This window comes from Kitasatospora sp. NPDC101157 (assembly GCF_044768255.1).
Taxonomy (GTDB): domain Bacteria; phylum Actinomycetota; class Actinomycetes; order Streptomycetales; family Streptomycetaceae; genus Kitasatospora.
Genome location: NZ_JBIWPL010000001.1, coordinates 234,046 through 258,654, shown reverse-complemented (window position 1 = coordinate 258,654; position 24,609 = coordinate 234,046). Strand labels below are relative to the sequence as shown.

Sequence of the window (24,609 nt, the reverse complement as noted above, 5' to 3'; positions counted from 1 at the left end):
GGGGTGGGCGGGGCGGCCCGCCACGGGCACCCCGGCCGCCCCCGCCCCCTGCGGCCCCCCCCCCCGGGCTGGGGGGCGGGGGGGGCCCCCCGGGGGCCCCCCCCCCCCCGACGCCGTTTCAGGGACCGACCGAGACCAGGTGTCCGTACTCCCGGACGATCTCCGCCCGGGCGGTCTCCGCCTGCGGGGTGTGGACGATCACCCCCTTGCCGTCCAGGCCGATCTCCACCCACGCGATGTGCACGCCCCTCGTCGCCGCCCAGTCCCCGGCCTCCGCGCGGATCTCCTTGGCGAGCGTCAGCTGCGAGGGGTACGAGGGCGCGGCGACGAACCGCAGCTGCACCGCGGGCCACTCGGCCACGACCTGCGACACGGCGGCGTCCAGGCCCGTCGGGCCCGGGTTGCGCATCACCACCAGCGTGCCCGCGGCCGTGTCCAGGCAGGTTGCGAAGTAGTGGTCCCCGTACTCCTGCCGCGCCATCCGCTCGACCGCCTGGCCCGCCGCCACCAGGTCCGTCCTCCCCGGCCGGTCCGACGCCGGTGCCGAGGACGGCCCGCCCTTGCAGCTCAGGACGGCCTTCACCCGCTCGTCGGTCTCCGCCCCCCGCAACGGCATCCCGTTCCCGGTCGGGGACGCGGTCGGGGACGCGACCGCGAGCGCCGCCGGCCCGGTGACCGCACCGCCACCCCCACCGCCCCCACCGCCCAGCTGGGTCAGCGCCCCCCCACCGGCCGCCAGCACCGCCAGCACCCCCGCCGCCACCCCCCGCAGCGCCCGCTGCCGCCGGGCCCGCCGCCGCCCCGCCTCGCGCAGTTCGGCCAGCGGCGGGCTGCCGCCGATCCCCGCCGCACGCGCCCCGAGCCGGATCGACAGCTCGCCCTCGAACTCGTCCTCAGCGGCCACGTCCCACCAACTCCCTCGCCGGTTCCAGTTCCTGCCGAAGCGCCTTGATGCCGCGCGCCAGGTGGGTCTTCGCCGTGGTCACCGAGCACCCCAGCTCCACCGCCACCTGGGCGACGGGCAGGTCGAGGTAGTAGCGCAGCACCACCGCCGCCCGCTGGCGTCGCGGCAGCCCGGCCAGCGCCGCCGCCAACTGCCCGTCCCGCTCGGCCTCCTGGGCCGCCGGACCGTCCGGCGGGGTGGACGTCAGCACCTCGCGTCTGGTCCGCCGCCACCGTGAGACGTGGGTGCGGACCATCGTCCTGCGGACGTACCCCTCGGCCGCCCCGGGCTCCCGGATCGCCGACCGCTTCGGGTACACCCGTGCCAGGGCGTCGTGCAAAAGGTCCCGGGCGTCGTGGACGTCCCCGGTGATCAGGTACGCCCCCCGCAGGAGGGCCTGGTACCGCGCCGCGACGAACTCGTCGAACGGGTCGGATCCGGAACCCCCCGGGCGCATCGATTCGCGCTTCATACCCTCACGACGCACCGGCCGCCGGAAACGGATGACAGGGACGACGAAGGGCCGGTGCCCACTTCCGTGGACACCGGCCCCTCACCTCACGTTGCTACTCCGCGGGCTCGCCCGCGCGCCGGCGCTTCAGCCACAGCGCCGCTCCGCCGGCCGCGACCACCAGGCCGCCGCCGACCGCCAGCAACCCGGCGTCGGGGCCGACCGAATCGCCCAGCACCGGGCTGAACTGCGCCGCCGCGGGCTCCGGCGTGACCGCCGGATCCGGCTCGGCCACCGGATCGGCGTGCGCCACCGCACCGCTGGACAGCAGCATCCCCGCCGCCCCCAGCGCACCGGCGGTGCCCATCCGTCGTCCGAGCTGCTTCAGCCGGACCACCCGGAGCCGTCGAAGTCGGCGGACCGGACGCAATCTCCGCATCGAGAACTCCCCAGGACCCGTTCGCGTACCAGGGCGACGGTATCCGATCCCGCACAGGCTTCTCACACGGATTCAGGTTTGGCGGGGCAAGCGTTGTACGACTGTTGTGTACCCGGCACATCGTGCACATGACGGACCGTCAGGAGTTGTACGTGCCCTGCGCCCGCTCCAGCCCCTCGGACAGCAGCGCCTCCACCGCGTCCGCCGAGCGGTCCACGAACCACTCCAGCTCCTTGCGCTCGGTCGAGGAGAAGTCCTTCAGCACGAAGTCCGCGACCTCCATCCGGCCCGGCGGGCGGCCGATCCCGCAGCGCACCCGGTGGTAGTCCGGGCCCAGCGACTTGGTGATCGACTTCAGCCCGTTGTGGCCGTTGTCCCCGCCGCCCAGCTTCAGCCGCAGCGCCGCGTAGTCGATGTCCAGCTCGTCGTGGACGGCGATCAGCGCCGAGGCCGGCACCTTGTAGAAGTCCCGCAGCGCCGTCACCGGCCCGCCGGAGAGGTTCATGAAGGACATCGGCTTGGCCAGCACCACCCGCCTGCCCGCCAACCGCCCCTCGGCGACCTGCGCCCGGCTCTTGTGCGCCTTGAACTTGGCGCCCATCCGCTGTGCCAGCAGGTCCACCACCATGAAGCCGATGTTGTGCCGGTTCCTGGCGTACTGCTCCCCCGGGTTGCCCAGCCCGACCACCAGCCAGGGCCCGTCGTAATCCTCCGCCATGCCTCTCTTCTCTCCCTCGCGCTCGACTCCGCGCTCGACGTCATCATCCCGGACACACCGCTGCCCCGGCCGCTCCAGAGGAGCGACCGGGGCAGCGGTCAACAGCAGTGGGGACTACGAGGCTCAGGCCTCGGCGCCCTCGGCCTCGGCGGCCTCGTCCTCGACCGGGGCGGCCTGGGCGGCGATGACCTGCAGCACGACGGCGTCGGCGTCGACGGCCAGCGAGACGTTGGCCGGCAGGGCGATGTCCTTGGCGTGGATGGAGGCACCGGCCTCCAGGCCCTCGACCGAGACGGTGACGGCCTCGGGCAGGTGGGTGGCCTCGGCCTCGATCGGCAGGGCCTGCAGGACGTGCTCCAGCAGGTTGCCGCCGGGGGCGAGCTCGCCCTCGGTGTGGACCGGAACCTCGACGGTGACCTTCTCGCCACGCTTGACCAGCAGCAGGTCGACGTGCTCGATGGTGCGCTTGATGGCCTCGCGCTGGACGGCCTTCGGCAGGACGTACTCGTCCTTGCCCTCGATCGGAACGACCAGCAGGGCGTTCGGGGTCTTGAGGGCCATCATCAGGTCGTGGCCGGGCAGGTTCAGGTGAACCGGGGCGTGGCCGTGGCCGTAGACGACACCGGGGACGAAGCCGGCGCGGCGGGCGCGACGGGCGGCACCCTTGCCGAACTCGGTACGGGTCTCGGCGGCAAGGCGGATCTCGGACACGACTGCACTCCTCGTGAAGACTGGCGCGGGGGTGCAGGCAACGCGAAAAACCGCCGGGACCACACCCTCAGTACGTTCGGGGGTCACTCGGCGGAAACGGCCTCTGCCGGCGGACGGAATCCGCTACCGGCAGCGCGTCGATCACGGTGTCGGTGCCCGTCGAGCAGGCACACGGCATCCCTCGCCGAGCAGTTTCACGAGTCTAACCGCACCGACCCCCTGCCGCGAAATCGGCTCCCTCCCGGGGGAACGGCGGCGGCCCCGGACCGTGGGTGGTCCGGGGCCGCCTGCGCGGGGCTTCGTCAGTGCACGCCCTCGAAGGTCAGTGCACGCCCTCGAAGAGGCTGGTGACCGAGCCCTCCTCGAACACCTCGCGGATCGCGGCGGCGATCGACGGGGCGATGGACAGCGTGGTGATCTTGTCCAGCTGGAGCTGCGCCGGGGTGGGCAGCGTGTTGGTGAACACGAACTCGCTCACCCGCGAGTTCTTCAGCCGGTCGGCGGCCGGGCCGGAGAGCACGCCGTGGGTGGCGGCGACCAGGACGTCCGCGGCACCGTTCTCGAACAGCGCGTCGGCCGCGGCGCAGATCGTGCCGGCGGTGTCGATCATGTCGTCGACCAGGACGCAGACCCGGTCCTTGACGTCACCGACGACCTCGGCCGACAGGATGGTGTTGGCCTGGGTCATGTCGCGGCGCTTGTGGATGATCGCCAGCGGGGCGTCCAGCCGGTCGCACCACTGGTCGGCGACCTTGACCCGGCCGGCGTCCGGCGAGACGACGGTCAGCTTCGAGCGGTCCACCTTCCCGCCGATGTAGTCGGCCAGCAGCGGCAGCGCGAACAGGTGGTCCACCGGGCCGTCGAAGAAGCCCTGGATCTGAGCGGTGTGCAGGTCCACGGCCATCAGGCGGTCGGCACCGGCCTGGCGCAGCAGGTCGGCGACCAGGCGGGCCGAGATCGGCTCGCGGCCCAGGTGCTTCTTGTCCTGACGGGCGTAACCGTAGAACGGCAGGATCGCGGTGATGCTCTTGGCGGAGGCCCGCTTCAGAGCATCGATCATGATCAGCTGTTCCATGATCCACTGGTTGATGGGAGCCGTGTGGCTCTGCATCACGAAGCAGTCCGCACCGCGGGCCGACTCCAGGAAGCGGACGTAGATCTCGCCGTTGGCGAAGTCGAGGGCCTTGGTCGGGACCAGCTCGGTCCCCAGCGCCTCGGCAACCTCCTTCGCCAGTTCCGGGTGGGCACGGCCGGAGAAGAGCTTGAGCTTCTTCTCACCCGACGTCGTGATCCCGCTCACTGCACCGTCTCCTCGCGTTGCGGACGCTGAATCCCACTCCCGAGGAGGGCAGGCGCAGCCCGCACCCACGGGGGATCAGGGAATTGTCGGTACGCCTGGACACGGGCGGTAGGCCCAGTGGCGCACGTATGTCCCCAAGGTTACGCGCCCGCGCAGAAACCGTCCGCCCCGGGACCGTCCGGCCGGCCCCGGGCCCGCCGGTCAGGCCTCGCCGGCGCCGTCCACCGCGGCCTTCGCGGCCTGGGCGGACACCGTCCCGGGGCGCTTGCGCTCGACCCAGCCCTCGATGTTGCGCTGCTGCGCGCGGTTCACGCCGAGTGCGCCGGGCGGAACGTCGGTGGTGATCACCGAGCCCGCGCCGGTGTAAGCGCCGTCACCGACGGTGACCGGCGCGATGAACATGTTGTCCGAGCCGGTGCGGCAGTGCGCGCCGATGACCGTGCGGTGCTTGTTGACCCCGTCGTAGTTCACGGTGACCGAGGCCGCGCCGACGTTGGTGCCCTCGCCGATCGTGGCGTCGCCGATGTAGGAGAGGTGCGGCACCTTGGCGCCCTCGCCCAGCTCGGAGTTCTTGATCTCGACGTAGGTGCCGACCTTCGCCTTGCGGGCCAGCTTGGCGCCCGGACGCAGGTAGGCGTACGGGCCGGCGGCGGCCAGCTCGCCGATCTCCGCGCGGTCGGCCGTGGTGTTGCTCACACGGGCGCCGGCGCCGACCAGGGTGTCCTTCAGGGTGGAGTTCGGTCCCACCTCGCAGCCCTCGCCCAGGTGGGTGGCGCCCTGCAGCTGGGTGTTCGGCAGCACGACGGCGTCCGGCTCGTACGTCACCTGGACGTCGACCCAGGTGGTGGCCGGGTCGACCACGGTGACGCCGGCGCGCATCGCCCGCTCCAGCAGGCGGTCGTTCAGCAGCCGGCGGGCCTGCGCCAGCTGGACCCGGTCGTTGATGCCGAGGATGTCCCGGTGGTCCTCGGCGACCACGGCACCGACCCGGTGACCGGCCTTGCGCAGGATCTCCAGGGTGTCGGTCAGGTACTCCTCGCCCTGCGAGTTGTCCGTGGTGAGCTCGGCCAGCGCCTCGGTGAGCAGCTTGGCGTCGAAGGCGAAGACGCCCGAGTTGATCTCGGCGATCGCGCGCTGGGTGGCGGTGGCGTCCCGCTCCTCGACGATCGCGGCGACCGTGCCGTTCTCGTCGCGCAGGATCCGGCCGTAGCCGAAGGGCTCCGGGACGACGGCGGTCAGCACGGTGACGCCGTTCTGCTGCGCCTCGTGCGACTTCGCCAGCCGGCGCAGGGTGTCCCCGGTCAGCAGCGGGGAGTCCCCGGCGGTGACGATCACCGTGCCGTCCAGCGTGACGCCGTCGGCGGCCAGCGCCTCCAGCGCGGTGCGGACCGCGTGACCGGTGCCGTTCTGCTCCTCCTGCACCACCGGGCGCACGCCCGGGTAGTGCGCCGCCAGGTGCTCCTCGACCTGCTCGCGCTGGTGCCCGACGACCACGACGAGCTGTCCCGGTGTCAGTTCCCCGGCCGCCGAAACCGCGTGACCCACCAGCGAGCGCCCGCACACCTCGTGCAGCACCTTGGGCAGCTTGTTCGACTTCATCCGGGTCCCGCCACCGGCGGCGAGCACGACAACGGCGGCAAGCGAATTGGCACCCATGCGGGGAGGCTCCTCATTAGGTTCACAGAGAGGGCAGAGCAGGCCAGAACGCGGGTCCGCACATGTGCTCTGGCAGTTCGAGGATAGTGCGGGGCAGCCGACCGGAATGCCAGCGGCCCGGCCCGCGCATGCCCGCCCGCGGCCGTACTCAGTGCTCCCGGAGGAGGATTCGAACCCCCATAAGCTGGACCAAAACCAGCTGTCCTGCCCTTAGACGATCCGGGACCGGAGCGCCCGCCGCCGGAGCCCCGACGGCGCGCTGGGCCAAGACTACGGGGTAGCGCGCCTCACATCTACCACCCGTGCCGACCGTCCGGGCCCGCCCCGTCCCGGCACGGCGGCGGTCCGGGGTTCATCCATCCAGTCGGGTGAATTCACCCGAGCGCCGCGCGGCCGTGTGTTCCGCCGACCACGGAGTGCAACCTACGATGCCGTAAGTTACGCCAACGTAGGTTCCGCTGTCCCGTTCCCGGGACGCCGAAGGGATGCCCATGACCATCCAGGCCGGCGAGGAGCGCGCGGGGGCCGCCGCGCTTCCCGATGCCCCCTCCGATCCCTCCGCCGACGCCGCCACCCGGCTGTCCGCCACCCGCGGCGGGGAGAAGCAGGGTCTCGCCGAGCGGATCGCGCTCGCCCTGTTCATCCTGGTGCCGTTCGCCGCCCTGGTCGCCGCCGTACCGGTGGCCTGGGGGTGGGGACTCGGCTGGACGGACGCGGCGGTCACCGTCGCCATGTACTTCCTCACCTGTCACGGCATCACCATCGGCTACCACCGGTACTTCACCCACGGCGCCTTCAAGGCCTCCCGCCCGATGCGGCTGGTCCTGGCGGTCGTCGGCAGCCTGGCGGTCGAGGGCCCGCTGGTGCGCTGGGTGGCCGACCACCGCAAGCACCACCGGTTCAGCGACAAGGACGGCGACCCGCACTCGCCGTGGCGCTACGGGGAGAGCGTCCCGGCGCTGGTCAAGGGCCTGTGGTGGGCGCACATGGGCTGGATGTTCGACGAGGAGCAGACCCCGCAGCTCAAGTACGCGCCCGACCTGATCGGCGACCCGGCCATGCGGCGGATCTCCCGGCTGTTCTGGCTCTGGACCACCATCTCGCTGCTGCTGCCCGCCCTGGTCGGCGGCCTGGTGAGCCTCTCCTGGCAGGGCGCGCTGTCCGCCTTCTTCTGGGGTTCGCTGGTCCGGGTCGCGCTGCTGCACCACGTCACCTGGTCGATCAACTCGATCTGCCACGCGGTCGGCCGGCGCCCGTTCCGCTCCCGGGACCGCTCCGGCAACGTCTGGTGGCTCGCGGTGCTCTCTTGCGGCGAGTCCTGGCACAACCTGCACCATGCCGACCCGACCTCGGCCCGGCACGGGGTGCTGCGCGGGCAGATCGACTCCTCGGCCCGGCTGATCCGCTGGTTCGAGCTGGCCGGCTGGGTCCGGGACGTCCGCTGGCCGGACCCGCAGCGGATCGCCGCCCGCCGCGCGGCATGAGGCGGCGCTTCCAGCATGATGTAGGGGTGAACGGGAGCAGCGCAGACAGCACAGGCGGTCACCACAGCACGCGGACGGACGCGGCGCCCGGAACGGCGCCGGCCCGTCCGCGGGCCGCCGCTGCGGCGGGCGCGGCCCCCGACGGCGGCGCCGAGAGCGCCGCGGACCCGGGGCCAGGTACGGCGCCCGCCCCGCGCCGACGGGGCGGGCGGGTCCGGATGACCGGCAAGCAGCGCCGGGAGCAGCTGCTGGAGATCGGCCGCACGGTCTTCGCCGAGCGCGGCTACGACGGCACCTCCGTGGAGGAGATCGCCGAGCGCGCGGGCGTCTCCAAGCCCGTGGTGTACGAGCACTTCGGGGGCAAGGAGGGGCTCTACGCGGTGGTGGTGGACCGCGAGATGCAGCTGCTGCTGGACATGGTGACCGGGGCGCTCACCGGCGGGCACTCGCGCGAGCTCCTGGAGCAGGCGGCGTTCGCGCTGATGGACTACATCGACACCTCGACGGATGGCTTCCGGATCCTGGTCCGGGACTCGCCGGTGGCCCAGTCGACCGGCACCTTCGCCTCGCTGATCAGCGACATCGCGACCCAGGTGGAGGACATCCTCGGCCTGGAGTTCAAGTCCCGGGGCTTCGACGCCCGGCTGGCCCCGATGTACTCGCAGATGCTGGTTGGGATGGTCGCGCTGACCGGCCAGTGGTGGCTGGAGGTCCGCAAGCCGGACAAGGCGACGGTGGCGGCGCACCTGGTGAACCTGGCCTGGCACGGGCTGGAGGGTCTGGAGCGCCACCCGAAGCTGGTCGGCGACCGCAGGGCCTGAGGCCCGGCCGCCCCGCTGTTCGCCCGTCGCCCGCCCCGCTTTCCGCCGCCCGCTTTTCGCCGCTCCGCTACCCCACCGCTCCGCCGCCCCACCGCCCGCCACTCCGCCGTTACCGCTTCACTCCGACCGCGAAGATCCGCCGGAACGGGAAGACCGTCCCGTGCGGCCCGGCCGGGTAGGCCTCGCGCAGCAGCCGCCCGTACTCGGCGAGGAAGGCGGCGCGGTCGGCCGGGTCGGTGAGCCGGCCGAGCACCGGGCGCAGCGCGGTCCCCTTGACCCACTCCAGCACCGGGTCCGGCCCCGGCAGCAGGGTGCTGTAGGTGGTCTCCCAGACGTCGACGGCGCAGCCGGCCCCGGCGAGGGCGTCGAGGTACCGCTCCGGCCGGTGGACGCCGGTGCGGACGGCGTCGGTGCCGAGGGTGTCGCGCCAGCGGGGGCTGCGGCGCAGTTCGGCGAGCAGGGTGTGGCTGGGGGCATCGAAGTTGCCGGGCACCTGGAAGGCGACGACCCCGCCGGGCTTGAGGGCGTGCGCCCAGCGGGCCAGCACCGCCAGGTGCCCGTCCACCCACTGGAGGGTCGCGTTGGAGGCGATCAGGTCCGGTCCGGCCGGGGCCGGGTCGTAGTCGCGGGCGTCGGCGAGCAGGTACTCGGCGGTGGGCTCGCCCTCGGTGCGGGCGGTCTCCAGCATCGGGGCGGAGTTGTCGACTCCGGTGATCCGGGCCCGCGGCCAGCGTTCGCGCAGGACGGCGGTGGAGTTGCCGGGACCGCAGCCGATGTCGAGGACCGTCGCGGCGGGCTCGTTCGGCAGGGCGGGGACCCGGGCGAGCAGGTCGCGCAGCGGGCGGGTGCGTTCGTCGGCGAAGCGCAGGTACTGCGCCGGGTCCCAGACGGGGCTGGTCATGGCTCACCTCGCAGGTATCTCGATATCAAGATATCCCTCGTAGCCTCGCTGCCACATTTCTCGATGTCAAGAGACTTCACATCGACACATCCACCGATACACTGATCGTCATGGAGGACGAGGTCGACAGGCTGGTCGCAGCGTGGCGCCGGGAGCGCCCCGACCTCGACGTGGGGCCGCTGGAGGTGCTCAGCCGGGTCAGCCGGCTCGCCCGCCACCTCGACCGTGCCCGCCGCACCGCCTTCGCCGAGCACGGCCTGGAGCCCTGGGAGTTCGACGTCCTGACCGCCCTGCGGCGGGCCGGCTCCCCGTACCAGCTCTCCCCCGGCCAGCTGCTCACCCAGACCCTGGTCACCTCCGGCACCATGACCAACCGGATCGACCGCCTCACCGGCAAGGGCCTGGTCAAGCGCCTGCCCGACCCGGACGACCGCCGCGGCGTGCTCGTCCGGCTCACCGACGACGGCCGCGACCGCGCCGACCAGGCGCTGGCCGGCCTGCTGGCGCACGAGCGCGAACTGCTCGCCCAGCTCAGCTCCGGCCAGCAGGGCGAACTCGCCGCCCTGCTGCGACTGCTGGTCGCACCGTTCGACAACATCCCGGGCTGAGTAGCGCCGGCCCCGCTACGGGGCCGAGGCGACGGACGGCGGCACCGCCGACTCCGCGGGACCGACCCCGGCCCGGCGGGCCACCGCGACGGCGGCCAGCGTGGAGTGCACTCCCAGCTTCCCCAGCACGTTCTGCATGTGGGTGCGGACGGTGTGCGGCGACAGGTAGAGCCGCTCCGCGACCGCCTGCCGGCCCAGGCCCGCCACCATGCAGCGCAGGATCTGCTTCTCCCGCGGCGTCAGGGTGTCGACCAGCCGCTCGCTCTCGGTGCGGTCCCGCCGGGCGGTGGTGAGCTCGCGGATCACCCCGGTGAGCAGCGCGGGCGGCAGGTGCGTCTCGTCCCGCAGCACCCCCCGGACCACCGCCAGCAGCCGGGCCAGCGAACTCTCCTTCGCCACCCAGCCGGTGGCGCCCGCGTGCAGCGCCCGGGCGGCGCGGTGCGGGTCGTCGGCGGTGGCCAGCACCACGGCGCGCAGCCCGGGGTGGGCCCGGCGGAGCCGGCCGAGCAGGGCGATGCCGTCCGGCGGCGGGGCGGCGGGCCTGAGCTGGTCGGCGCGGGCCTGGTCGGCGCGGGCCTGCTCCGTGCGCAACTGTTCCGTGCGCAGTTGCTCCGCCGGGCGGGCGAGGACTCCCGGGACCGCGGGCGCGGCGACCGGGCGGCGCGGCGGCGGTACGGCTTGGGGCGGTACGGCCTGGGGCGGTACGGCCGGGGGCGGACGGCGCCGGGCCTCCTCGGCCGGTTCCCCGCCGGTCCTGGCCCGGCCGCCCGGCCCGGTGGCCTCGGCCCCCAGGTCGGCGTCGATCAGCGCCACGTCGTACGGCCGCCCCTCGGCGGCGGCCCGCTCCAGCGCCCGCTCGGCGGCGGCCGCGCTGCCGGCCGCGCCCACCTCCACGTCGGGCTCGGCGGCCAGGGCCGCGGCCAGCGCCTCGGCGAAGATCCGGTGGCCGTCGACCACCAGGACCCGGATCCGCCCCATCGTCACTACCCCCTGCTCAGAGCGCCCGAGCCCGGGAGCGGGGGACCGGTCCGGCGCCCGCGTTCCGGACCCTCCGCTCCGCCCGCCCACCGGTGGCCGGTGCGGCCGAAAGGGCGCCGGCCCCCACCGGTACCGCACTCAGCGTACGGGCCGGGAAACGCTCCCGTGGCGATTCGGTGAGGTTTTGTCAGGAGTGGCGTGAGCGGCCCGGCCGGCCGGCCGGACGGCTCGCGCGAGCTGTCCAACTGACCGGCCGGTACGGGTGGTTGGCCCTCGCGGGACCGACCGCCGTCAGCTGCCGTTCTTCTCCAGGGTGAACTTCCAGGCGTCGGCGACGATGTCGTCCAGGTTCGGGCGGCGCGGCGTCCAGCCCAGCGCCTCGTGGGCGCGCTCGGCGGAGGCCACCAGCACGGCCGGGTCGCCGGCCCGGCGGCCCGCGACCTGCACCGGGATCTCCCGGCCGGTGACGCGCTTGACCGACTCGATCACCTCGCGCACCGAGAAGCCGCTGCCGTTGCCCAGGTTGCAGATCAGGTGCTCGCCCGGCTTGGCGGCGTCCAGCGCCAGCAGGTGGGCGTCGGCCAGGTCCGCGACGTGGATGTAGTCGCGGATGCAGGTGCCGTCCGGGGTCGGGTAGTCGTCGCCGTACACCGCGATGTGCGGGCGCTGACCGAGCGCGGCCTGGAAGACCAGCGGGATCAGGTGCGACTCGGGGTCGTGGCGCTCGCCGTAGGCGCCGTACGCGCCGGCCACGTTGAAGTAGCGCAGCGAGACGGCGGCCAGGCCGTGCGCGACGGCCTCGCTGGTGATCATGTGGTCCATGGCGAGCTTGCTGGCGCCGTAGGTGTTGGTCGGCGAGGTACGGGCGGTCTCGGCGATCGGCACGGCCTCCGGCTCGCCGTACACGGCGGCGGTGGAGGAGAACACCAGCTTGCGCACACCCGCCGCGCGCATCGCGGTGATCAGCTCCAGCGAACCGGCCACGTTGTTGCGCCAGTACTTCTCCGGGTCCACGACCGACTCGCCGACCTGCGAGGAGGCGGCGAAGTGCAGCACGCCGTCGAAGGAGCCGTCCAGCACCTCACCGGCCTCCTGGATCCGGCCCTCGACGAACTCGGCACCCGCCGGAACGCCCTCGCGGAAACCGGTCGAGAGGTCGTCCAGGACGGTCACCTGGTGCCCCGCCTCCAGCAGGTGGGCGGCCACCACGCTGCCGACGTAGCCGGCGCCACCCGTGACCAGGTACTTACTCATGATGAGACCTCCAGCGGGCGATGGTCCGCCCGGTCGGCGGCGCCATCGAAGGAATGCGAACGACTGGGGTCAATTGTCCCTGCCCGGCGGGGTGCCCCCGACCACCGGGGTGGCCGCTCCCGCGCATTCTCACCCAGTCCTCAGCCGGCCTCCACGGACGGCTCCGGCCGCCTCCGACGGCCTCCTCCGCTCAGCCGTCGGCCATCCGCTCCAGCAGGCCGGTCCGCGCGGCCACCGCGGCCGCCTCCAGCCGGGTGCGCGCCCCCAGCTTCATCAGCACGCGCTGGACGTGGGTACGGGCGGTGCTCGCGGCGATCCGCATCCCGGCGGCGATCGCCGCCGTGTCCTCTCCGTCCGCGATCCGGGCCAGCACCTGCACCTCACGGCGGGTCAGCAGCCGCAGCAGCCGGACCGACTCGTCGTCCGGCTCGGCCACCGGGCGCAGCAGTTGGTCGAAGGCCCCGCGCAGGACGTCCACCGCCACCGCGGCCTCGCCCGCCCGGGCCCGTCCGATCGCCCGCTCGACCACCTCGATCCGCTCGTCGCTCGGCACGTACCCCGCCGCTCCGGCCGCGAACGCGCAGGCCACACCGCGGAGTTCACCGACCGGCCCGAGCACGATCACGGCCACCTCGGGTCGCTCCCGGCAGATCCGGCGCAGCCCGTCGAAGGCGCCCGGCTCACCCGGCGCGGACACCCCCAGCAGGCACACCTCGGGCCGCCGCCCGGCGACCAGGTCGGCGGCGACACCGGCCGGGGAGCCGACCGCGAGCACCCGGTGGCCGCGCAGCTGGAGCGCGGTGGCCAGCGCCTCGGCCAGCAGCCGGTGGTCGTCGACCACCACGAGTCGAACACCCATGACGCCCTCCCGGTCGGGGCCCGGCTCGCGCCCGCACCCCCTCGGGCGGGCGGCCGATGACGCACCATCACAGCGCATTCCGTACCCGACCCGCTAGGCCACCGCGTGTCGCCGGGACCGGGGCGCGCCCGGGCCGGGGAACGCGAAAGACCCCCGCCGTGAGGCGAGGGTCTTTCAGTGGAGCCCCCATGCGGAATCGAACCGCAGACCTTCTCCTTACCATGGAGACGCTCTACCGACTGAGCTATAGGGGCTTGCCGGGTTTGTTTTCCCGGGCCGGTCGAACAAGGAAGACATTACACGGCCGTCGACCCGAAAGGGAAATCGGCTCCGGTCCGCCCCCGTGACCGCCGTCCGGTCGGTCCGGGTCGCCCGGCCTGCCCGACCTGCGCGGCCTGCCCGGCCCGCGCCGCCCGCCCGGTCGGCCCGGTCGGCCCGGTCGGCCCGGTCGGCCCGCTAACGGGACCCTTCGGGGTGCGCCGCGTCGAACTCCTCGCGGGCCGCGAGCATCTGCAGAGCGCGCCGCTCCGTCCACTGGCCGAGCGGGGTGACCAGCTCGGCCAGCTCCCGGCCGAGCGGCCGCAGGTCGTAGACCACCCGCGGCGGAGTCTCCGGGAAGACGGTGCGGAGCACCAGGCCGCTGCGTTCCAGGTTGCGCAGCGACTGGGTGAGCATCTTGCGGCTGACCCCGCCGACCCCACGCTGGAGCTCGGAGAAGCGCTGGGGCCCGCAGGCGGAGAGGCTCATCAGGATCAGCAACGACCACTTGTCGGCGAGCTCGGCGAACATCTCGCGGCTGGGGCAGAGCTGGGCGAAGACGTCGAGCTCCTGCTCCCCCTGCGGTCCGGCCCCGGTGCGGGCTGTTTCCTCCGTCGTCATGCGGTCCAGGGTAGTCCCGCGGTCTCCGATCCGAACCTGGTCTCCCATCCACCCTTGGTCTCCGATGGAGACCTGGTCTATATTGGAGACCGTTCGACCGGCCGTAGCCCGCCCGGACCCGCATCCGTCCCTCCGCCGCACAGGAGTGCCCCGCATGACCGCCATCCGCCCGACCGTCGCCCTCGCCTACCACTCCGGCTACGGCCACACCGCCGTGATCGCCGAGGCCGTCGCCCGCGGCGCCGCCGCCGCCGGGGCCGAGGTCGTCTCGATCGCCGTCGACACCATCACCGAGGAGCAGTGGGCCCAGCTGGACGCCGCCGACGCGATCGTCTTCGGCTCCCCCACCTACATGGGCACCGCCTCCGGCGCCTTCCACGTCTTCGCCGAGGCCACCAGCAAGCGCTGGTTCACCGACGCCTGGAAGGACAAGGTCGCGGCCGGCTTCACCAACTCCGCCTCCAAGAGCGGCGACAAGGCCAGCACCCTCGGCTACTTCCAGACCCTCGCCGCCCAGCACGGCATGAACTGGGTCAACCTCGGCCTCAAGCCGGGCTGGAACGCCACCACCGCCAGCGAGAACGACCTCAACCGCCTCGGCTTCTCCAACGGTGCCGCCGCCGCCTCGCCGTCCGACGCCGGCGCCGAGGCCGTCCACAAGGCCGACATCGCCACCGCCGAGCACCTGGGCGAGCGGGTCGCCCGGCACACCGCGATCGTGCTGGCCGGCCGCGCCGCCCTGGCCGGCTGACCGCGCCGCCCCTCGTACGGCTACGCCGCCGGGTCCGCCCCCAGAACGGGCGCCCGGCGGCGTCCGCCGTCCACCGCCGACAGCTCCGCACCGGTCGTGTCCGGCAGCGCCCACAGACAGCCCAGGGCCAGCATCCCCAGGACAGCCAGGTACCAGCCGGCCGGCTGCGCCGTCCCGTACGCCGCCGTCAGCCTGGTCGCCACCAGCGGCGTCGTCGCCCCGCCGACCACCCCGCCCAGGTTGTACGTCAACGCGGCCCCCGTGTAGCGCACCCGGGTCGGGAACAGCTCCGGCAGGAACGCCGCCAACGGGCCCAGCAGACCGCCCAGCACCACCATCGCCCCGGCCAGCGCCAGGAACATCAGCGGCCGGCGCACCGTCTCCAGCAGCGGGAACAGCACCAGCGACCACCCGGCCGCCAGGCCCGTCGCCCACCGCAACGTCCGCCGCCGGCCCCAGCGGTCACTGAGCGAGGCGCTCAACCACACCGTCACGGCGCCACCCACCGCCCCGGCCAGCAGCATCGCCAGCACCACCGTGCTCGCCACCCCGAGGCCGGACGTCGCGTACGCCAGCGCGTAGGTGGTGGTCAGGTAGAACAGCGCGTACCCGACCGTGATCGCCCCGCAGCCCGCCAACACCGGCCGCCAGTGCTCGCGCAGCACCTCCACCACCGGCGGACGGTCCCGCGGCACGTCCGCCCGGAACAGCGGCGACTCCACCAGCCGCAACCGCACGAACAGCCCCACCGCCACCAACGCCAGCGAGGCCAGGAACGGCACCCGCCAGCCCCACGCCCGGAACGACCCCTCGTCCAGCGCCAGTTGGAGCGCCAGGAACCCGCCGTTCGCCAGCACGAACCCGGCCGACGGCCCCAGCTGCAGGAACCCCCCGTACCGCCCGCGCCGCCCGGCCGGCGCGTTCTCCGCGATCAGCAGCGCCGCCCCGCCCCACTCCCCGCCCAACCCGACGCCCTGGCACACCCGCAGCACCACCAGCAGCACCGGCGACCACCACCCCCACACCGCGAAGCCCGGCAACAACCCCACCGCCGCCGTCGCCAACCCCATCAGCAGCAACGACACCACCAGCATCGCCTTCCGGCCCACCCGGTCCCCGAAGTGCCCGAACACCACCGCCCCCAGCGGCCGGGCCAGGAACGCCACCGCGTACACCGAGAACGCCGCCAACAGCGCCCCCACCGTGCCCAGTCCGGGAAAGAACACCGGCCCGAACACCAACGCGGCCGCCGTCCCGTACAGGAAGAAGTCGTAGAACTCGATCGCCGTCCCGATCAACGCCGCAGCCGCCGCCCGCCGCAACTGCCCGACCCGCCGAGCACCCTCCGCATCCATACCACCCACCCTCGCCACCACCCGGTCCCCCGACCAGCCCCCACCCGAGTGACCCCAGCGCACACCCCAACCCCCCGCGCCCCACCCCGCGCACCGCGCGCCGCTACCTCGCGCCCCGCAGCACCACGATCAGCCGCCGGACCAGCAGAGCCACGATCACACCCGCCGCAACAACCACCACCACGATCACCGCAATGGCCACCGGCCAACTGAGGCCGGAGTTCGCACCGCCGGTGTCCACCGCGGCCACTGCGTCCGACGAAGAGCCGCCCGTCGGCGACGCGACCGTCGGCGACGGACCGGCAGGGGTCGCGGTCGGCAACGGCGAGGCCAGGAGTGCGGACGACGGAGTCGGCACAGGCACGTCGCCCGGAAGCGGCGACACATCCGCCGGTCCGGGATCGCCGGGATTCGTCAGCGCGATCCTCGGCCGGACCGCGCCCCACCCTGCGCTGTCCGTACGGCTGTTGCCACCATTTGGTCTGCCGGCCGTGTTGATAAGCACTCGAAGGACCTGATTCGCGGTCCACTCCTTGTGAACCGCCCAGACCAGTGCCGCCGAAGCGGACACCAGAGCCGCAGCAGCAGACGTTCCATGGCGCTTGCAGTAGCCGGTGGAGCCCGTGCAGGCGTCGACCACATCTATGCCGGGGGCCACGAACGCGACATGCGGCCCCGTCTGGGACTCCTCCGTCACTGTGCCGTTCCGGTCAACGGCTCCGACGCCGACGACGTTGGGCAGCGCAGCCGGATACATGACGAGGTTCCCGTCCTTCGCGGAGTTCCCGACACTTGCGACCACGAGCACCCCCTTCGCCCTCGCGGCCGCAAGAATGCGATTCAACTTGGCAACGTTCTCCGGAGTGGCGTTGACCGCCGCGCTCTCCTCCGAAATGCTGATGACCTTCGCGCCCTGGTCAACCGCATAGTTCACGGCCTGACCGACCTCATCGAGGAAGTCGGACGAGATGGAAGCCCCCAGGGACCGGTCCGATCCGTCATTCATCTTCAGGGGAAGAATCTTGGCCCCCGGCGCCAATCCGTAGGCACCCGTCCCGCCGCTGCTCCTGCCGGTTCCGGCGATCAGACTCGCCATCTCGGTGCCATGCCCGTCCACGTAGGACCCCACGCCGCCGGGGCTACCGCTGAAGTCCTTACCCGGAAGGAACTGCCCCGCCAGATCCGGATGATCGAGTTTGAACCCGCCGTCGATCACCGCAACGGTGATCCCCTCCCCCTTCGAGGTCTTCCACATCTCCGGGGCATGCATAGCCTCCAGGTGCCACTGATCCTCACGGATCGAGTCACTTGCGCATGCCGGCGCCGCGACGGGGCCCCCCACGATTCCTGCCGCCAAAAGCGCCGAAGCGGCAACCCGCCAGCACCGTCGCCCGTTCGTCCGCCCCATCACAACTCCCTGCCAATCCCTCCGCCAATGGCGAAGCGTGCCCCCAACAGATCTGCCCGGCCACTGGGTGCGCCCAGTGGCCGGGACGGCACAGACGATGCCGCGCGAAGTACCGCAGGCCCGCGACGTCAGATCCGACGACCGGCTACCGCGCGTACGGGTTGTCCTCCGGCGGCATCGACGACTGGTGCGCCGGCGGAGACGGCAGAGTCGCCGCGCCCACCGGCTGCTGCGGAGGCACCAGCGGCACAGCCGCCTTTCGCCGCCTCACCACAGCGAACACCACCCCGGCCACCACCAACAGCCCGGCCACCACGCCACCCACGATCAGGAGTGCGCTGCTCGACCCGGACGGCGCCTCAGCCTTCGACTGGGCAGGCGGCGCACCCGCCGCCACATCGCTTGGGCTTCCAATAGAGCCCGGTGTCGATGAAGTGGGAGCGGACGAACTCGCCGACGAAGACGGGCTCGCCGTCGCCACCGGAGTTGCCGTCGGAACCGGAGACACATCCGCCGGGCCAGGATCCCCCGGATCCGTCAACGCAACCCGGGGGCGTACAGAGCCGTAGCCGCCGAGATCGTTACGAACAGACCCGTCATGCGGCGTTCCCGCAGTGTTGACAAGAACCCGCAAGACCTGATTCGCAGTCCACTCCCTGTGAACCGACCACACCAACGCAGCCGACGCAGAAACCAGAGCAGCCGCATCGGATGTGCCGTGGCTCTTGCAATATCCGGTATCAGCAGCACAGGCTGCGACAATATCCATGCCCGGAGCGGTGAGAACCACCTGCGGACCCTGCTCGGATTCCGCGGTCACTACAGCATCGTGATCGAGAGCTCCGACACCAACGACGTTTGGCAGGCCTCCCGGATAGGAGACAGGGTTTCCTGACTGCGCCTGGTTCCCGACACTTGCCACGACCAGCGCCCCCTTGGCCCTCGCCTGCGCGAGGATGCCAGTCAGCTTTACCACATCATCCGAAGTGAACCTGACCGCATCCATGCCTTGCGAGATATTGATGACCTTTACACCGTGATCGACCGCGTAATTCACCGCCTGGCCAATCTGGTCAAGGAAGTCGCTTGGGGAGACCCCAGAGAATGAACCATTATTGATCTTAAGTGGAAGAATCTTGGCACCAGGCGCCAGGCCGTAAGCTCCCGTCCCTCCGACACTTTCGCCAGTCCCGGCGATCAGGCTCGACATTTCCGTACCGTGCCCGTCACCGTAGGACCCTACGCCACCGGAGCCGCCGCTGAAATCTTTGCCCGGCAGGAACTGCCCCACCAGGTCTGGATGGTCCAACTTGAAGCCACCATCGATCACCGCAACAGTGATCCCTTGCCCCTTGGAGATCTTCCACATCTCCGACGCATGCATGGCGTCCAGGTGCCACTGCTTCTCTCGAATCGATCCGTCCGCAGCCGCTGACCCTGCAATCGGGCCGACTACGACTCCCGCCGCCAGAACCGCCGCGATTGCAGCCCGCCAACGCATTCGCACGTTCGTCCACCCCATCACAACTCCTCGTCGTCTCCCCCTGCGCCCAGGGACGCATGCCCGAATAGGTCTGCCCGGCCACTGGGCGAACCCAGTGGCCGGGCAGACGATGCCGCGCGAAGTACCGCAGGCCCGCGGCGTCAGATCCGACGACCGGCTACCGCGCGTACGGGTTGTCCTCGGGCTGCACCGACGGCTGCTGCGACGGCGGAGGCGGCACGGCCACCGCGCCCCCCGGCGACACAGCCGCCTTCCGCCGCCTCACCACAGCGAACACCACCCCGGCCACCACCAACAACCCGGCCACCACGCCACCCACGACCGGCAGCGCCCTGCCCGACCCGGACGACGCCTCAGCCTTCGGCTGCCCAGAGGGTGCGCCCACCGCCACATCACTCGAGCTTCCGGCTGGACTCGGCATCCTCGACGCCGGAGCCGACGAACCGGCGGACGCAGACGCGCCCGCCGCTGACACGGGGTCCGTAACCGGAACCGGTGACACATCCGCCGGACCGGGATCCCCCGGATCCGTCAGCGCGATCCGAGGCCGAACGACCCCGTATCCGACATCGTTGTTGCGAACCGACCCGTCGGTGGGCTTTCCTGCGGTATTGATGAGAACTCGGAGGACCTGATTCGCGCTCCAGTCCTTGTGCACCGACCAGATCAAGGCCGCTGATGCAGACACCAAGGCCGAGGAATCCGAAGTTCCGTGGCTCTTACAGTAACCAGTCTTGCCGGTACAAGCCTCGATCATGTCCACGCCTGGCGCAGCAAGGATTACCTGCGGCCCCTGCTGGGACTCCGAAGTCGCAACGACATTGCGATCGACCGCACCCACTCCAACAACGTTGGGCAGTGCGCTCGGATACTCAGCCAGGTTCCCCGACTGGGCGGAATTGCCGACACTGGATACGACCAGCGAGCCCTTCTGTCGCGCCCAAGCCAAAGTTTTGTCCAGTTTTTCCACGTCGCCGGGCGAGGCGGACGCCGCAGAAATCCCTTGCGAGACGTTGATAACCTTGGCGCCCTGTTCGACCGCGTACGTAATGGCCTGCCCGATCTGACCGAGGAATTCAGTCGATACCACCGGCCCGACAGTCCCGTTGTTGATTTTTAGCGGAAGAATTTTGGCTCCGGGAGAAAGTCCGTACGCACCTGTACCGCCGTTGGACTTTCCGGTCCCGGCGATGAGACTGGCCATCTGAGTGCCATGCCCATCACCGTATGTACCAACATCACCGGAGCCACCGCTGAAGTCTTTGCCGGGCAGGAACTGCCCCTCCAGGTCTGGGTGGTCCAGCTTGAAACCTCCGTCGACCACGGCAACGGTGATTCCGTCCCCCTTCGAGGTCTTCCACATCTCCGAGGCGTGCATGGCATCCAAATGCCACTGATCGGGACGAATCAGGCCATCAGCAGTCGCGGGGGTCACGACGGGGCCGACCACGATTCCAGCTGCCGCAAGCGCCGCTGCCAAGACCCGCAGACCCGCTCGCGTATTCGTCCGCCCCATCACAACTCCTCGTCAGTCTCCCCGCAGACCGGGAAAGCGTGTCCGAACGGGTCTGCCCGGCCACTGGGTCAGCCCAGCGGCCGGGCAGATGTTGTCGTACGACCGACCGCCTACCTCACGTACGGATTGTCCTCCGGCGGCACCGACGGCTGCTCCGACGGAGGAGGCGGCAGAATCACCGAGTTCATCGGCGGCACAGCATCCTTCCGCCGCCTCAACACCGCGAACACCACCCCAGCCACCACCAACAACCCGGCCACCACGCCACCCACGACCGGCAACACGCTGCCCGACCCGGACGACGCCTCAGCCTTCGGCTGTGACGTCGGCACACCCACCGCCACCTCGGACGGGCCGTCGCCCGGACTCGACGACGACGCAGGAGCTGGCGAAGTCGCAGATGCAGATGGACTCGCCGTGGGCACGGGCGCGACCGGAATCGGCGACACATCCGCCGGGCCGGGATCCCCCGGATCTGTCAACGCGACCCGGGGGCGCACGGAGCCGTAGCCGCCGAGATCATTTCGAACACTCCCGTCATGCGGTTTGCCCGCCGTATTGATGAGAACCCGCAAAACCTGGTTCGCTGACCAGTCCTTGTGCACCGACCAAACCAGCGCTGCCGATGCAGAAACCAATGCAGCAGCATCAGACGTGCCATGGCTCTTGCAATAGCCCGTAGGGGAAGTACAGGCGGCAATCATGTCCAGGCCGGGCGCGGCGAGTGCAACCTGCGGGCCTTGTTCGGACTCAGACGTGACGGATGCGTCGTGATCGAGCGCCGCTACACCCACGACGCCAGGAAGGGCTCCCGGATATTCAACCGGATTCCCCTTCTGCGCTTCATTCCCAACGCTAGAAACTATCAGGACACCCTTCGCCCTAGCTGCAGCGATGATGCTGTTCAGCTTAGCCACGTCCTCCGGCACGGTAGTTCCCGCTTCCATGCCCTGGGAGATATTGATGACCTTTGCGCCCTGCTCGACTGCGTAGTTGATGGCCTGTCCGATCTGCCGCAGAAAGTCCGAGGAGACCAGCGCGCCGACAGAGCCGTTGTTAATCTTCAGCGGAAGAATTTTGACGCCGGGGGCCAGGCCCTGGGCGCCTGTTCCTCCCATGCCCTTTCCAGTTCCAGCGATAAGGCTGGCCATGGCTGTGCCGTGTCCATCGCCGAAGGACCCCACACCTCCAGGGCTGCCACTGAAGTCCTTACCTGGAAGGAACTGACCCTCCAGGTCCGGATGATCAAGCTTGAAGCCGCCATCGATCACCGCAACGGTGATGCCCTGTCCCTTGGACGTCTTCCACATCTCCGGGGCGTGCATGGCTTCCAGGTGCCACTGCTGCTGACGGATGGTGTCCTCAGCAACGGCCGGTGCGACCGGGCCAACTACGACTCCCGCAGCCAGTAGCGCCACAGCAGCAGCCCGCCAACGCACTTGCGCCTCCGTCCGCCCCATCACAACTCCTCGTCAGCCTCCCCGCAGGCCGGGAAGCGTGCTCCGAACAGGTCTGCCCGGCCACTGGGTGAGCCCAGTGGCCGGGCAGACATTGCGGTCCTACTCAATCACGTCCGGGTTGCTGTGCGGCGTACCGCTGGTCCAGGTCTCCTCGTCCTCGTGGAGGTAGTCCGCGCGGTTGCGGCGGTCGCGGTCCTTCTTGCCGCCGTGGCCGCCGGCGCCCGGGGCCATCATGCCGTTCTGCCCGGATCGGGACCCGCCCTCGGCGGCGCCCGCTGCACCTGCACGGTTGCGCAGGCCGGTACCGCCCGGGGTGAACTCCCCACCGGCGGCAGGCCCCTTGCGGCCGCCGACCGTTCCGCCGGCGGTCGAGGTCAGGCCCCGACCGCGCGAGCCGCCGACACCGCCGGCACCGACACCATGGCCGCCGCCCATGCCGGGGTGCATGCCCATCCCGCTGCCCATGGACGATCCGCCGACCCGGCCGCCGCTCGCTGCACCCTCGCGGCCGAAGACCGTTCCGCTGGGCAGGCCCGGGGTGCCGGCCTTGCCGGGAACCGAGCCGCCGTTGAACGGGCCGGTGCGGAGGGGCACCGAGCCGCCGCCCTTGCCCGGGACGCTGCCGATGCCCTTGGTTGGAACGGAACCACCGCTGGTTCCGCCTGGGAAGCCGCCGATGGGCCCGCCGCCCGGCAGGCCGGGCAGACTGCCGGGGCCACCGGGGCCACCCGGGTAGGCGGGAGTTCCGCTGGGGCCGCTCGGCAGGACGGGGCCACTACCGGGACCGACCGGGGAGGTCTGGTCCGGCAGGGTCGGGAGGCTGTCGAGGCCCGTGCCCGGGCGGGTGATCGGGTCCGACGGGTGGAACGGCGGGATCGAGGAGCCCGGGTCCTGCGGTGGCGGAGGCAACTGGCCGCCGCCGTGCGGAGGAACCGGTCCGGTGGGCCCTGACCTACTGGTGTCCCAGGTGCCCGTTCCGGTCTCGTGGTAGGTGGCAGGGTTGGATCCACCGCTGTAGCCACCGCTAGCCGGGCGAACGCTCCCACCTGTGCTGCCAGCGCTTGTTCGTGGACTGCGAATGGCGCCTCCGGAACCGGCATAGCCGCCGCTGGCACCCGAGGCAGTGGTGGAGTCGTCCTTGTTGCTGCTCGAATCAGGCGTCCCCGGAAGCACCACGTTGTCGCCGAGTCCGTTCAGCGTCGTCGTAGCCGCCGCATATGCCTGCGCCAGGTTCTCCATCTGATGGACGGCTTCCTGGTGCGCCTGGTAGACCCGCTGTGACGCGGCCTGGAACTCGGCTTGGGTAACCCAGCCCGGCTTACGCTTCTGCATGATCGAATCGAGGTTCGCGGGGGTTGCCCCCTCGGGCATGAAGCCGGCCGTCGTGTAGGCCGCTTGGTCAACCGTCTGACCCGCGTGCCTGCTGACCGTGTCCATGTCGGTCGTAGGCACCGCTGGCATGGCGACCTTTGCAGTGCTGAGTGCTTCGCCTGCTTGGTGCATGGCATTGCCCGCGCCGGTGGAGTAGGCACCCAACTTCTCCGCGGACTGCTGCAGATTCCCGGCCCACGTCTTGAAGTTCTCTGCAGCCTGACCTTCCCAGTTGACGTTACTGAGATGCGACTTGAGCGCAGCGCTGAGTTCTGTCAGAACACGTCCAGCTGCCTGCAGCTGGGTGCCGCGACTAAGCACCGTCTGGGGGCTGGTGCCGTTTACCATGCCATGAAGGACGGAATGGTCCAGACCTTCAAAATTCGTTTCGCCTGCCACTACTTCCTCCCCGTTCCCCGTGAACCGTCTGCGCCCGCCATCAGAAGTCGTACTTGCCGGCAGGTCCGTTCGTCCCCGTAACACCAGCGCTGCGCGCGACCGCGTTCTGGGCGGCGGTCGCACTGTCTTCGTTGGTCCGGTAGTTGCCTTCTGTGGTCGTGACCGCCTTCTGCATGGCAGTGATCTGCGACACGAAGTCCTTGTGCAGCTTGACGAGCTGGGCGTGAACCTTGCCGTAGGTGCTGGACAGGGAGACCGCTTCCGGGAAGCTGTCAGGGGTGCTGCCACTGACGAAGCTCTGCTGAGTCAAGGTCTGTGCTTCGAGTTTGTACGGCGCTGCCTCCGAACCCTCCATCGCTGCGAGCAGAGCCTCGATCTTCTTCGCGAACACGGTAAGGGTGTCGATCTCGACCTTGACGTCCTGCTTGCCGAAGGCCGCCACCAAGTCGCTGGCGCTGACGCTCGTCTGCGCGGCGCTGACGACGGGGGCGATGTTGAAACCGTGCCCCCAGGGCAGCGGGATCGTCGGCCCGTCCAGCATGAACGGCGTTGCGTCCGGCGTGGCCGGCGGGGTTGTCCCCGCGTTCGCCCCCGCGGTCGGCGTACTCGGATCCGTCACAGCAATCCACCTCTCCCCCGTACGGCCAGGTCCCCGGGCGACTCCCGGGCGCTCCCCGCCGCAACACACCGTCAACTTCTCCTGGTCTTACCGTCTTGGTCGGTTCGACCGCCCGCCCTGAGGGCGGTCCTCCGCCTCAGCCATCGTAGCCACCGCCCCTGTCGGACCGGCAGGGACCTTGCCCTGCCCGGGCTCGATCGGTACGAACTTGACACGTACAACCC

General features: G+C 71.1%; 23 protein-coding genes and 2 tRNA genes. 4 read left to right on the top strand and 21 right to left on the bottom strand.

From position 1 onward, the window contains the following. Positions 1-118: 118 nt before the first annotated feature. The 8 genes from ACIRVF_RS01200 to ACIRVF_RS01165 all read right to left on the bottom strand — a co-directional run bounded on the left by ACIRVF_RS01200 (position 119) and on the right by ACIRVF_RS01165 (position 6,443). Entirely contained in the window at positions 119-904 is a 786-nt protein-coding gene (locus tag ACIRVF_RS01200) for a hypothetical protein (protein WP_402812001.1), read from the bottom strand. Beyond that, complete coding sequence (locus tag ACIRVF_RS01195) at positions 894-1,415, bottom strand: SigE family RNA polymerase sigma factor (protein ID WP_402811998.1); 522 nt, start codon at positions 1,413-1,415, stop codon at positions 894-896. Before ACIRVF_RS01195 ends, ACIRVF_RS01200 begins: the two co-directional genes overlap by 11 nt. 94 nt (positions 1,416-1,509) lie before the next feature. Continuing rightward, a complete protein-coding gene (locus ACIRVF_RS01190) occupies positions 1,510-1,833 on the bottom strand; it encodes a hypothetical protein (protein ID WP_402811995.1) in 324 nt (107 codons plus the stop codon). Positions 1,834-1,972: 139 nt separating this feature from the next. Next, positions 1,973-2,551: an aminoacyl-tRNA hydrolase gene (pth, locus tag ACIRVF_RS01185; protein WP_402811993.1), complete on the bottom strand. Its 579-nt coding sequence runs from the start codon at positions 2,549-2,551 to the stop codon at positions 1,973-1,975. 123 nt (positions 2,552-2,674) lie between these two features. Further along, positions 2,675-3,262: a 50S ribosomal protein L25/general stress protein Ctc gene (locus ACIRVF_RS01180; protein WP_402811990.1), complete on the bottom strand. Its 588-nt coding sequence runs from the start codon at positions 3,260-3,262 to the stop codon at positions 2,675-2,677. 322 nt (positions 3,263-3,584) lie between these two features. Then, positions 3,585-4,562: a ribose-phosphate diphosphokinase gene (locus ACIRVF_RS01175; RefSeq protein ID WP_402811988.1), complete on the bottom strand. Its 978-nt coding sequence runs from the start codon at positions 4,560-4,562 to the stop codon at positions 3,585-3,587. Positions 4,563-4,763: 201 nt separating this feature from the next. Next, complete coding sequence (gene glmU / locus ACIRVF_RS01170) at positions 4,764-6,218, bottom strand: bifunctional UDP-N-acetylglucosamine diphosphorylase/glucosamine-1-phosphate N-acetyltransferase GlmU (protein WP_402811985.1); 1,455 nt, start codon at positions 6,216-6,218, stop codon at positions 4,764-4,766. A 154-nt stretch (positions 6,219-6,372) separates the two neighbouring features. Beyond that, positions 6,373-6,443, bottom strand: a tRNA-Gln gene (locus ACIRVF_RS01165). 266 nt (positions 6,444-6,709) lie between these two features. On the opposite strand from ACIRVF_RS01165, the gene ACIRVF_RS01160 reads away from it, so the two are divergent. Then, positions 6,710-7,702, top strand: a complete 993-nt coding sequence (locus ACIRVF_RS01160; protein ID WP_402811983.1) for an acyl-CoA desaturase — start codon at positions 6,710-6,712, stop codon at positions 7,700-7,702. A gap of 218 nt (positions 7,703-7,920) precedes the next feature. After that, entirely contained in the window at positions 7,921-8,523 is a 603-nt protein-coding gene (locus ACIRVF_RS01155; protein ID WP_270151038.1) for a TetR/AcrR family transcriptional regulator, read from the top strand. Between the two features lie 109 nt (positions 8,524-8,632). On the opposite strand, the gene ACIRVF_RS01150 is transcribed toward ACIRVF_RS01155, so the two are convergent. Further along, the gene (locus ACIRVF_RS01150) at positions 8,633-9,424 is read right to left on the bottom strand and encodes a methyltransferase domain-containing protein (protein ID WP_402811979.1); all 792 of its coding nucleotides are present in this window, start codon (positions 9,422-9,424) and stop codon (positions 8,633-8,635) included. Positions 9,425-9,534: 110 nt separating this feature from the next. On the opposite strand from ACIRVF_RS01150, the gene ACIRVF_RS01145 reads away from it, so the two are divergent. Then, on the top strand, positions 9,535-10,032 hold the full coding sequence (locus ACIRVF_RS01145) for a MarR family winged helix-turn-helix transcriptional regulator (protein WP_402811976.1): 498 nt from the start codon (positions 9,535-9,537) through the stop codon (positions 10,030-10,032). A 15-nt stretch (positions 10,033-10,047) separates the two neighbouring features. On the opposite strand, the gene ACIRVF_RS01140 is transcribed toward ACIRVF_RS01145, so the two are convergent. The 5 genes from ACIRVF_RS01140 to ACIRVF_RS01120 all read right to left on the bottom strand — a co-directional run bounded on the left by ACIRVF_RS01140 (position 10,048) and on the right by ACIRVF_RS01120 (position 14,002). Continuing rightward, positions 10,048-11,010, bottom strand: coding sequence for a LuxR C-terminal-related transcriptional regulator (locus tag ACIRVF_RS01140; RefSeq protein WP_402811973.1), 963 nt, complete (start codon positions 11,008-11,010; stop codon positions 10,048-10,050). Between the two features lie 291 nt (positions 11,011-11,301). Further along, positions 11,302-12,264 carry a UDP-glucose 4-epimerase GalE gene (galE, locus tag ACIRVF_RS01135; protein ID WP_402811970.1) on the bottom strand — a complete coding sequence of 321 codons (963 nt, stop codon included), beginning with the start codon at positions 12,262-12,264 and terminating at the stop codon, positions 11,302-11,304. A 190-nt stretch (positions 12,265-12,454) separates the two neighbouring features. Further along, positions 12,455-13,123 carry a LuxR C-terminal-related transcriptional regulator gene (locus ACIRVF_RS01130; RefSeq protein WP_402811967.1) on the bottom strand — a complete coding sequence of 223 codons (669 nt, stop codon included), beginning with the start codon at positions 13,121-13,123 and terminating at the stop codon, positions 12,455-12,457. Between the two features lie 178 nt (positions 13,124-13,301). Further along, a tRNA-Thr gene (locus tag ACIRVF_RS01125) sits at positions 13,302-13,377 on the bottom strand. A 202-nt stretch (positions 13,378-13,579) separates the two neighbouring features. Continuing rightward, positions 13,580-14,002, bottom strand: a complete 423-nt coding sequence (locus ACIRVF_RS01120; RefSeq protein WP_402811964.1) for a winged helix-turn-helix transcriptional regulator — start codon at positions 14,000-14,002, stop codon at positions 13,580-13,582. 154 nt (positions 14,003-14,156) lie between these two features. Here ACIRVF_RS01120 and ACIRVF_RS01115 point away from each other — a divergent pair, with 154 nt between their 5' ends. Continuing rightward, positions 14,157-14,753, top strand: coding sequence for a flavodoxin family protein (locus tag ACIRVF_RS01115; RefSeq protein WP_402811961.1), 597 nt, complete (start codon positions 14,157-14,159; stop codon positions 14,751-14,753). 20 nt (positions 14,754-14,773) lie between these two features. On the opposite strand, the gene ACIRVF_RS01110 is transcribed toward ACIRVF_RS01115, so the two are convergent. The 7 genes from ACIRVF_RS01110 to ACIRVF_RS01080 all read right to left on the bottom strand — a co-directional run bounded on the left by ACIRVF_RS01110 (position 14,774) and on the right by ACIRVF_RS01080 (position 24,385). Further along, positions 14,774-16,108 carry an MFS transporter gene (locus ACIRVF_RS01110; protein WP_402811958.1) on the bottom strand — a complete coding sequence of 445 codons (1,335 nt, stop codon included), beginning with the start codon at positions 16,106-16,108 and terminating at the stop codon, positions 14,774-14,776. Positions 16,109-16,211: 103 nt separating this feature from the next. Continuing rightward, positions 16,212-17,378, bottom strand: coding sequence for a type VII secretion-associated serine protease mycosin (gene mycP / locus ACIRVF_RS01105; RefSeq protein ID WP_402811955.1), 1,167 nt, complete (start codon positions 17,376-17,378; stop codon positions 16,212-16,214). 283 nt (positions 17,379-17,661) lie between these two features. After that, complete coding sequence (locus ACIRVF_RS01100) at positions 17,662-18,885, bottom strand: S8 family serine peptidase (RefSeq protein WP_402811952.1); 1,224 nt, start codon at positions 18,883-18,885, stop codon at positions 17,662-17,664. A gap of 292 nt (positions 18,886-19,177) precedes the next feature. After that, on the bottom strand, positions 19,178-20,455 hold the full coding sequence (locus ACIRVF_RS01095) for a S8 family serine peptidase (RefSeq protein WP_402811949.1): 1,278 nt from the start codon (positions 20,453-20,455) through the stop codon (positions 19,178-19,180). 191 nt (positions 20,456-20,646) lie between these two features. Next, complete coding sequence (locus ACIRVF_RS01090) at positions 20,647-21,996, bottom strand: S8 family serine peptidase (protein WP_402811946.1); 1,350 nt, start codon at positions 21,994-21,996, stop codon at positions 20,647-20,649. Between the two features lie 99 nt (positions 21,997-22,095). Beyond that, a complete protein-coding gene (locus tag ACIRVF_RS01085) occupies positions 22,096-23,766 on the bottom strand; it encodes a WXG100 family type VII secretion target (RefSeq protein ID WP_402811944.1) in 1,671 nt (556 codons plus the stop codon). Positions 23,767-23,806: 40 nt separating this feature from the next. After that, complete coding sequence (locus tag ACIRVF_RS01080; RefSeq protein ID WP_402811941.1) at positions 23,807-24,385, bottom strand: hypothetical protein; 579 nt, start codon at positions 24,383-24,385, stop codon at positions 23,807-23,809. Positions 24,386-24,609: the final 224 nt, after the last annotated feature.

Bases quoted from the DNA above. Each gene is read 5' to 3' on its own strand.
- ACIRVF_RS01090 (WP_402811946.1), bottom strand. From the start codon at position 21,996: ATGGGGCGGACGGAGGCGCAAGTGCGTTGGCGGGCTGCTGCTGTGGCG.
- ACIRVF_RS01130 (WP_402811967.1), bottom strand. From the start codon at position 13,123: ATGGGTGTTCGACTCGTGGTGGTCGACGACCACCGGCTGCTGGCCGAG.
- ACIRVF_RS01110 (WP_402811958.1), bottom strand. From the start codon at position 16,108: ATGGATGCGGAGGGTGCTCGGCGGGTCGGGCAGTTGCGGCGGGCGGCG.
- mycP (WP_402811955.1), bottom strand. From the start codon at position 17,378: ATGCATGCCCCGGAGATGTGGAAGACCTCGAAGGGGGAGGGGATCACC.
- ACIRVF_RS01190 (WP_402811995.1), bottom strand. From the start codon at position 1,833: ATGCGGAGATTGCGTCCGGTCCGCCGACTTCGACGGCTCCGGGTGGTC.
- ACIRVF_RS01120 (WP_402811964.1), bottom strand. From the start codon at position 14,002: ATGACGACGGAGGAAACAGCCCGCACCGGGGCCGGACCGCAGGGGGAG.
- galE (WP_402811970.1), bottom strand. From the start codon at position 12,264: ATGAGTAAGTACCTGGTCACGGGTGGCGCCGGCTACGTCGGCAGCGTG.
- ACIRVF_RS01140 (WP_402811973.1), bottom strand. From the start codon at position 11,010: ATGGGGCGGATCCGGGTCCTGGTGGTCGACGGCCACCGGATCTTCGCC.
- glmU (WP_402811985.1), bottom strand. From the start codon at position 6,218: ATGGGTGCCAATTCGCTTGCCGCCGTTGTCGTGCTCGCCGCCGGTGGC.
- pth (WP_402811993.1), bottom strand. From the start codon at position 2,551: ATGGCGGAGGATTACGACGGGCCCTGGCTGGTGGTCGGGCTGGGCAAC.
- ACIRVF_RS01155 (WP_270151038.1), top strand. From the start codon at position 7,921: ATGACCGGCAAGCAGCGCCGGGAGCAGCTGCTGGAGATCGGCCGCACG.
- ACIRVF_RS01195 (WP_402811998.1), bottom strand. From the start codon at position 1,415: ATGAAGCGCGAATCGATGCGCCCGGGGGGTTCCGGATCCGACCCGTTC.
- ACIRVF_RS01145 (WP_402811976.1), top strand. From the start codon at position 9,535: ATGGAGGACGAGGTCGACAGGCTGGTCGCAGCGTGGCGCCGGGAGCGC.
- ACIRVF_RS01100 (WP_402811952.1), bottom strand. From the start codon at position 18,885: ATGTGGAAGATCTCCAAGGGGCAAGGGATCACTGTTGCGGTGATCGAT.
- ACIRVF_RS01115 (WP_402811961.1), top strand. From the start codon at position 14,157: ATGACCGCCATCCGCCCGACCGTCGCCCTCGCCTACCACTCCGGCTAC.
- ACIRVF_RS01150 (WP_402811979.1), bottom strand. From the start codon at position 9,424: ATGACCAGCCCCGTCTGGGACCCGGCGCAGTACCTGCGCTTCGCCGAC.
- ACIRVF_RS01160 (WP_402811983.1), top strand. From the start codon at position 6,710: ATGACCATCCAGGCCGGCGAGGAGCGCGCGGGGGCCGCCGCGCTTCCC.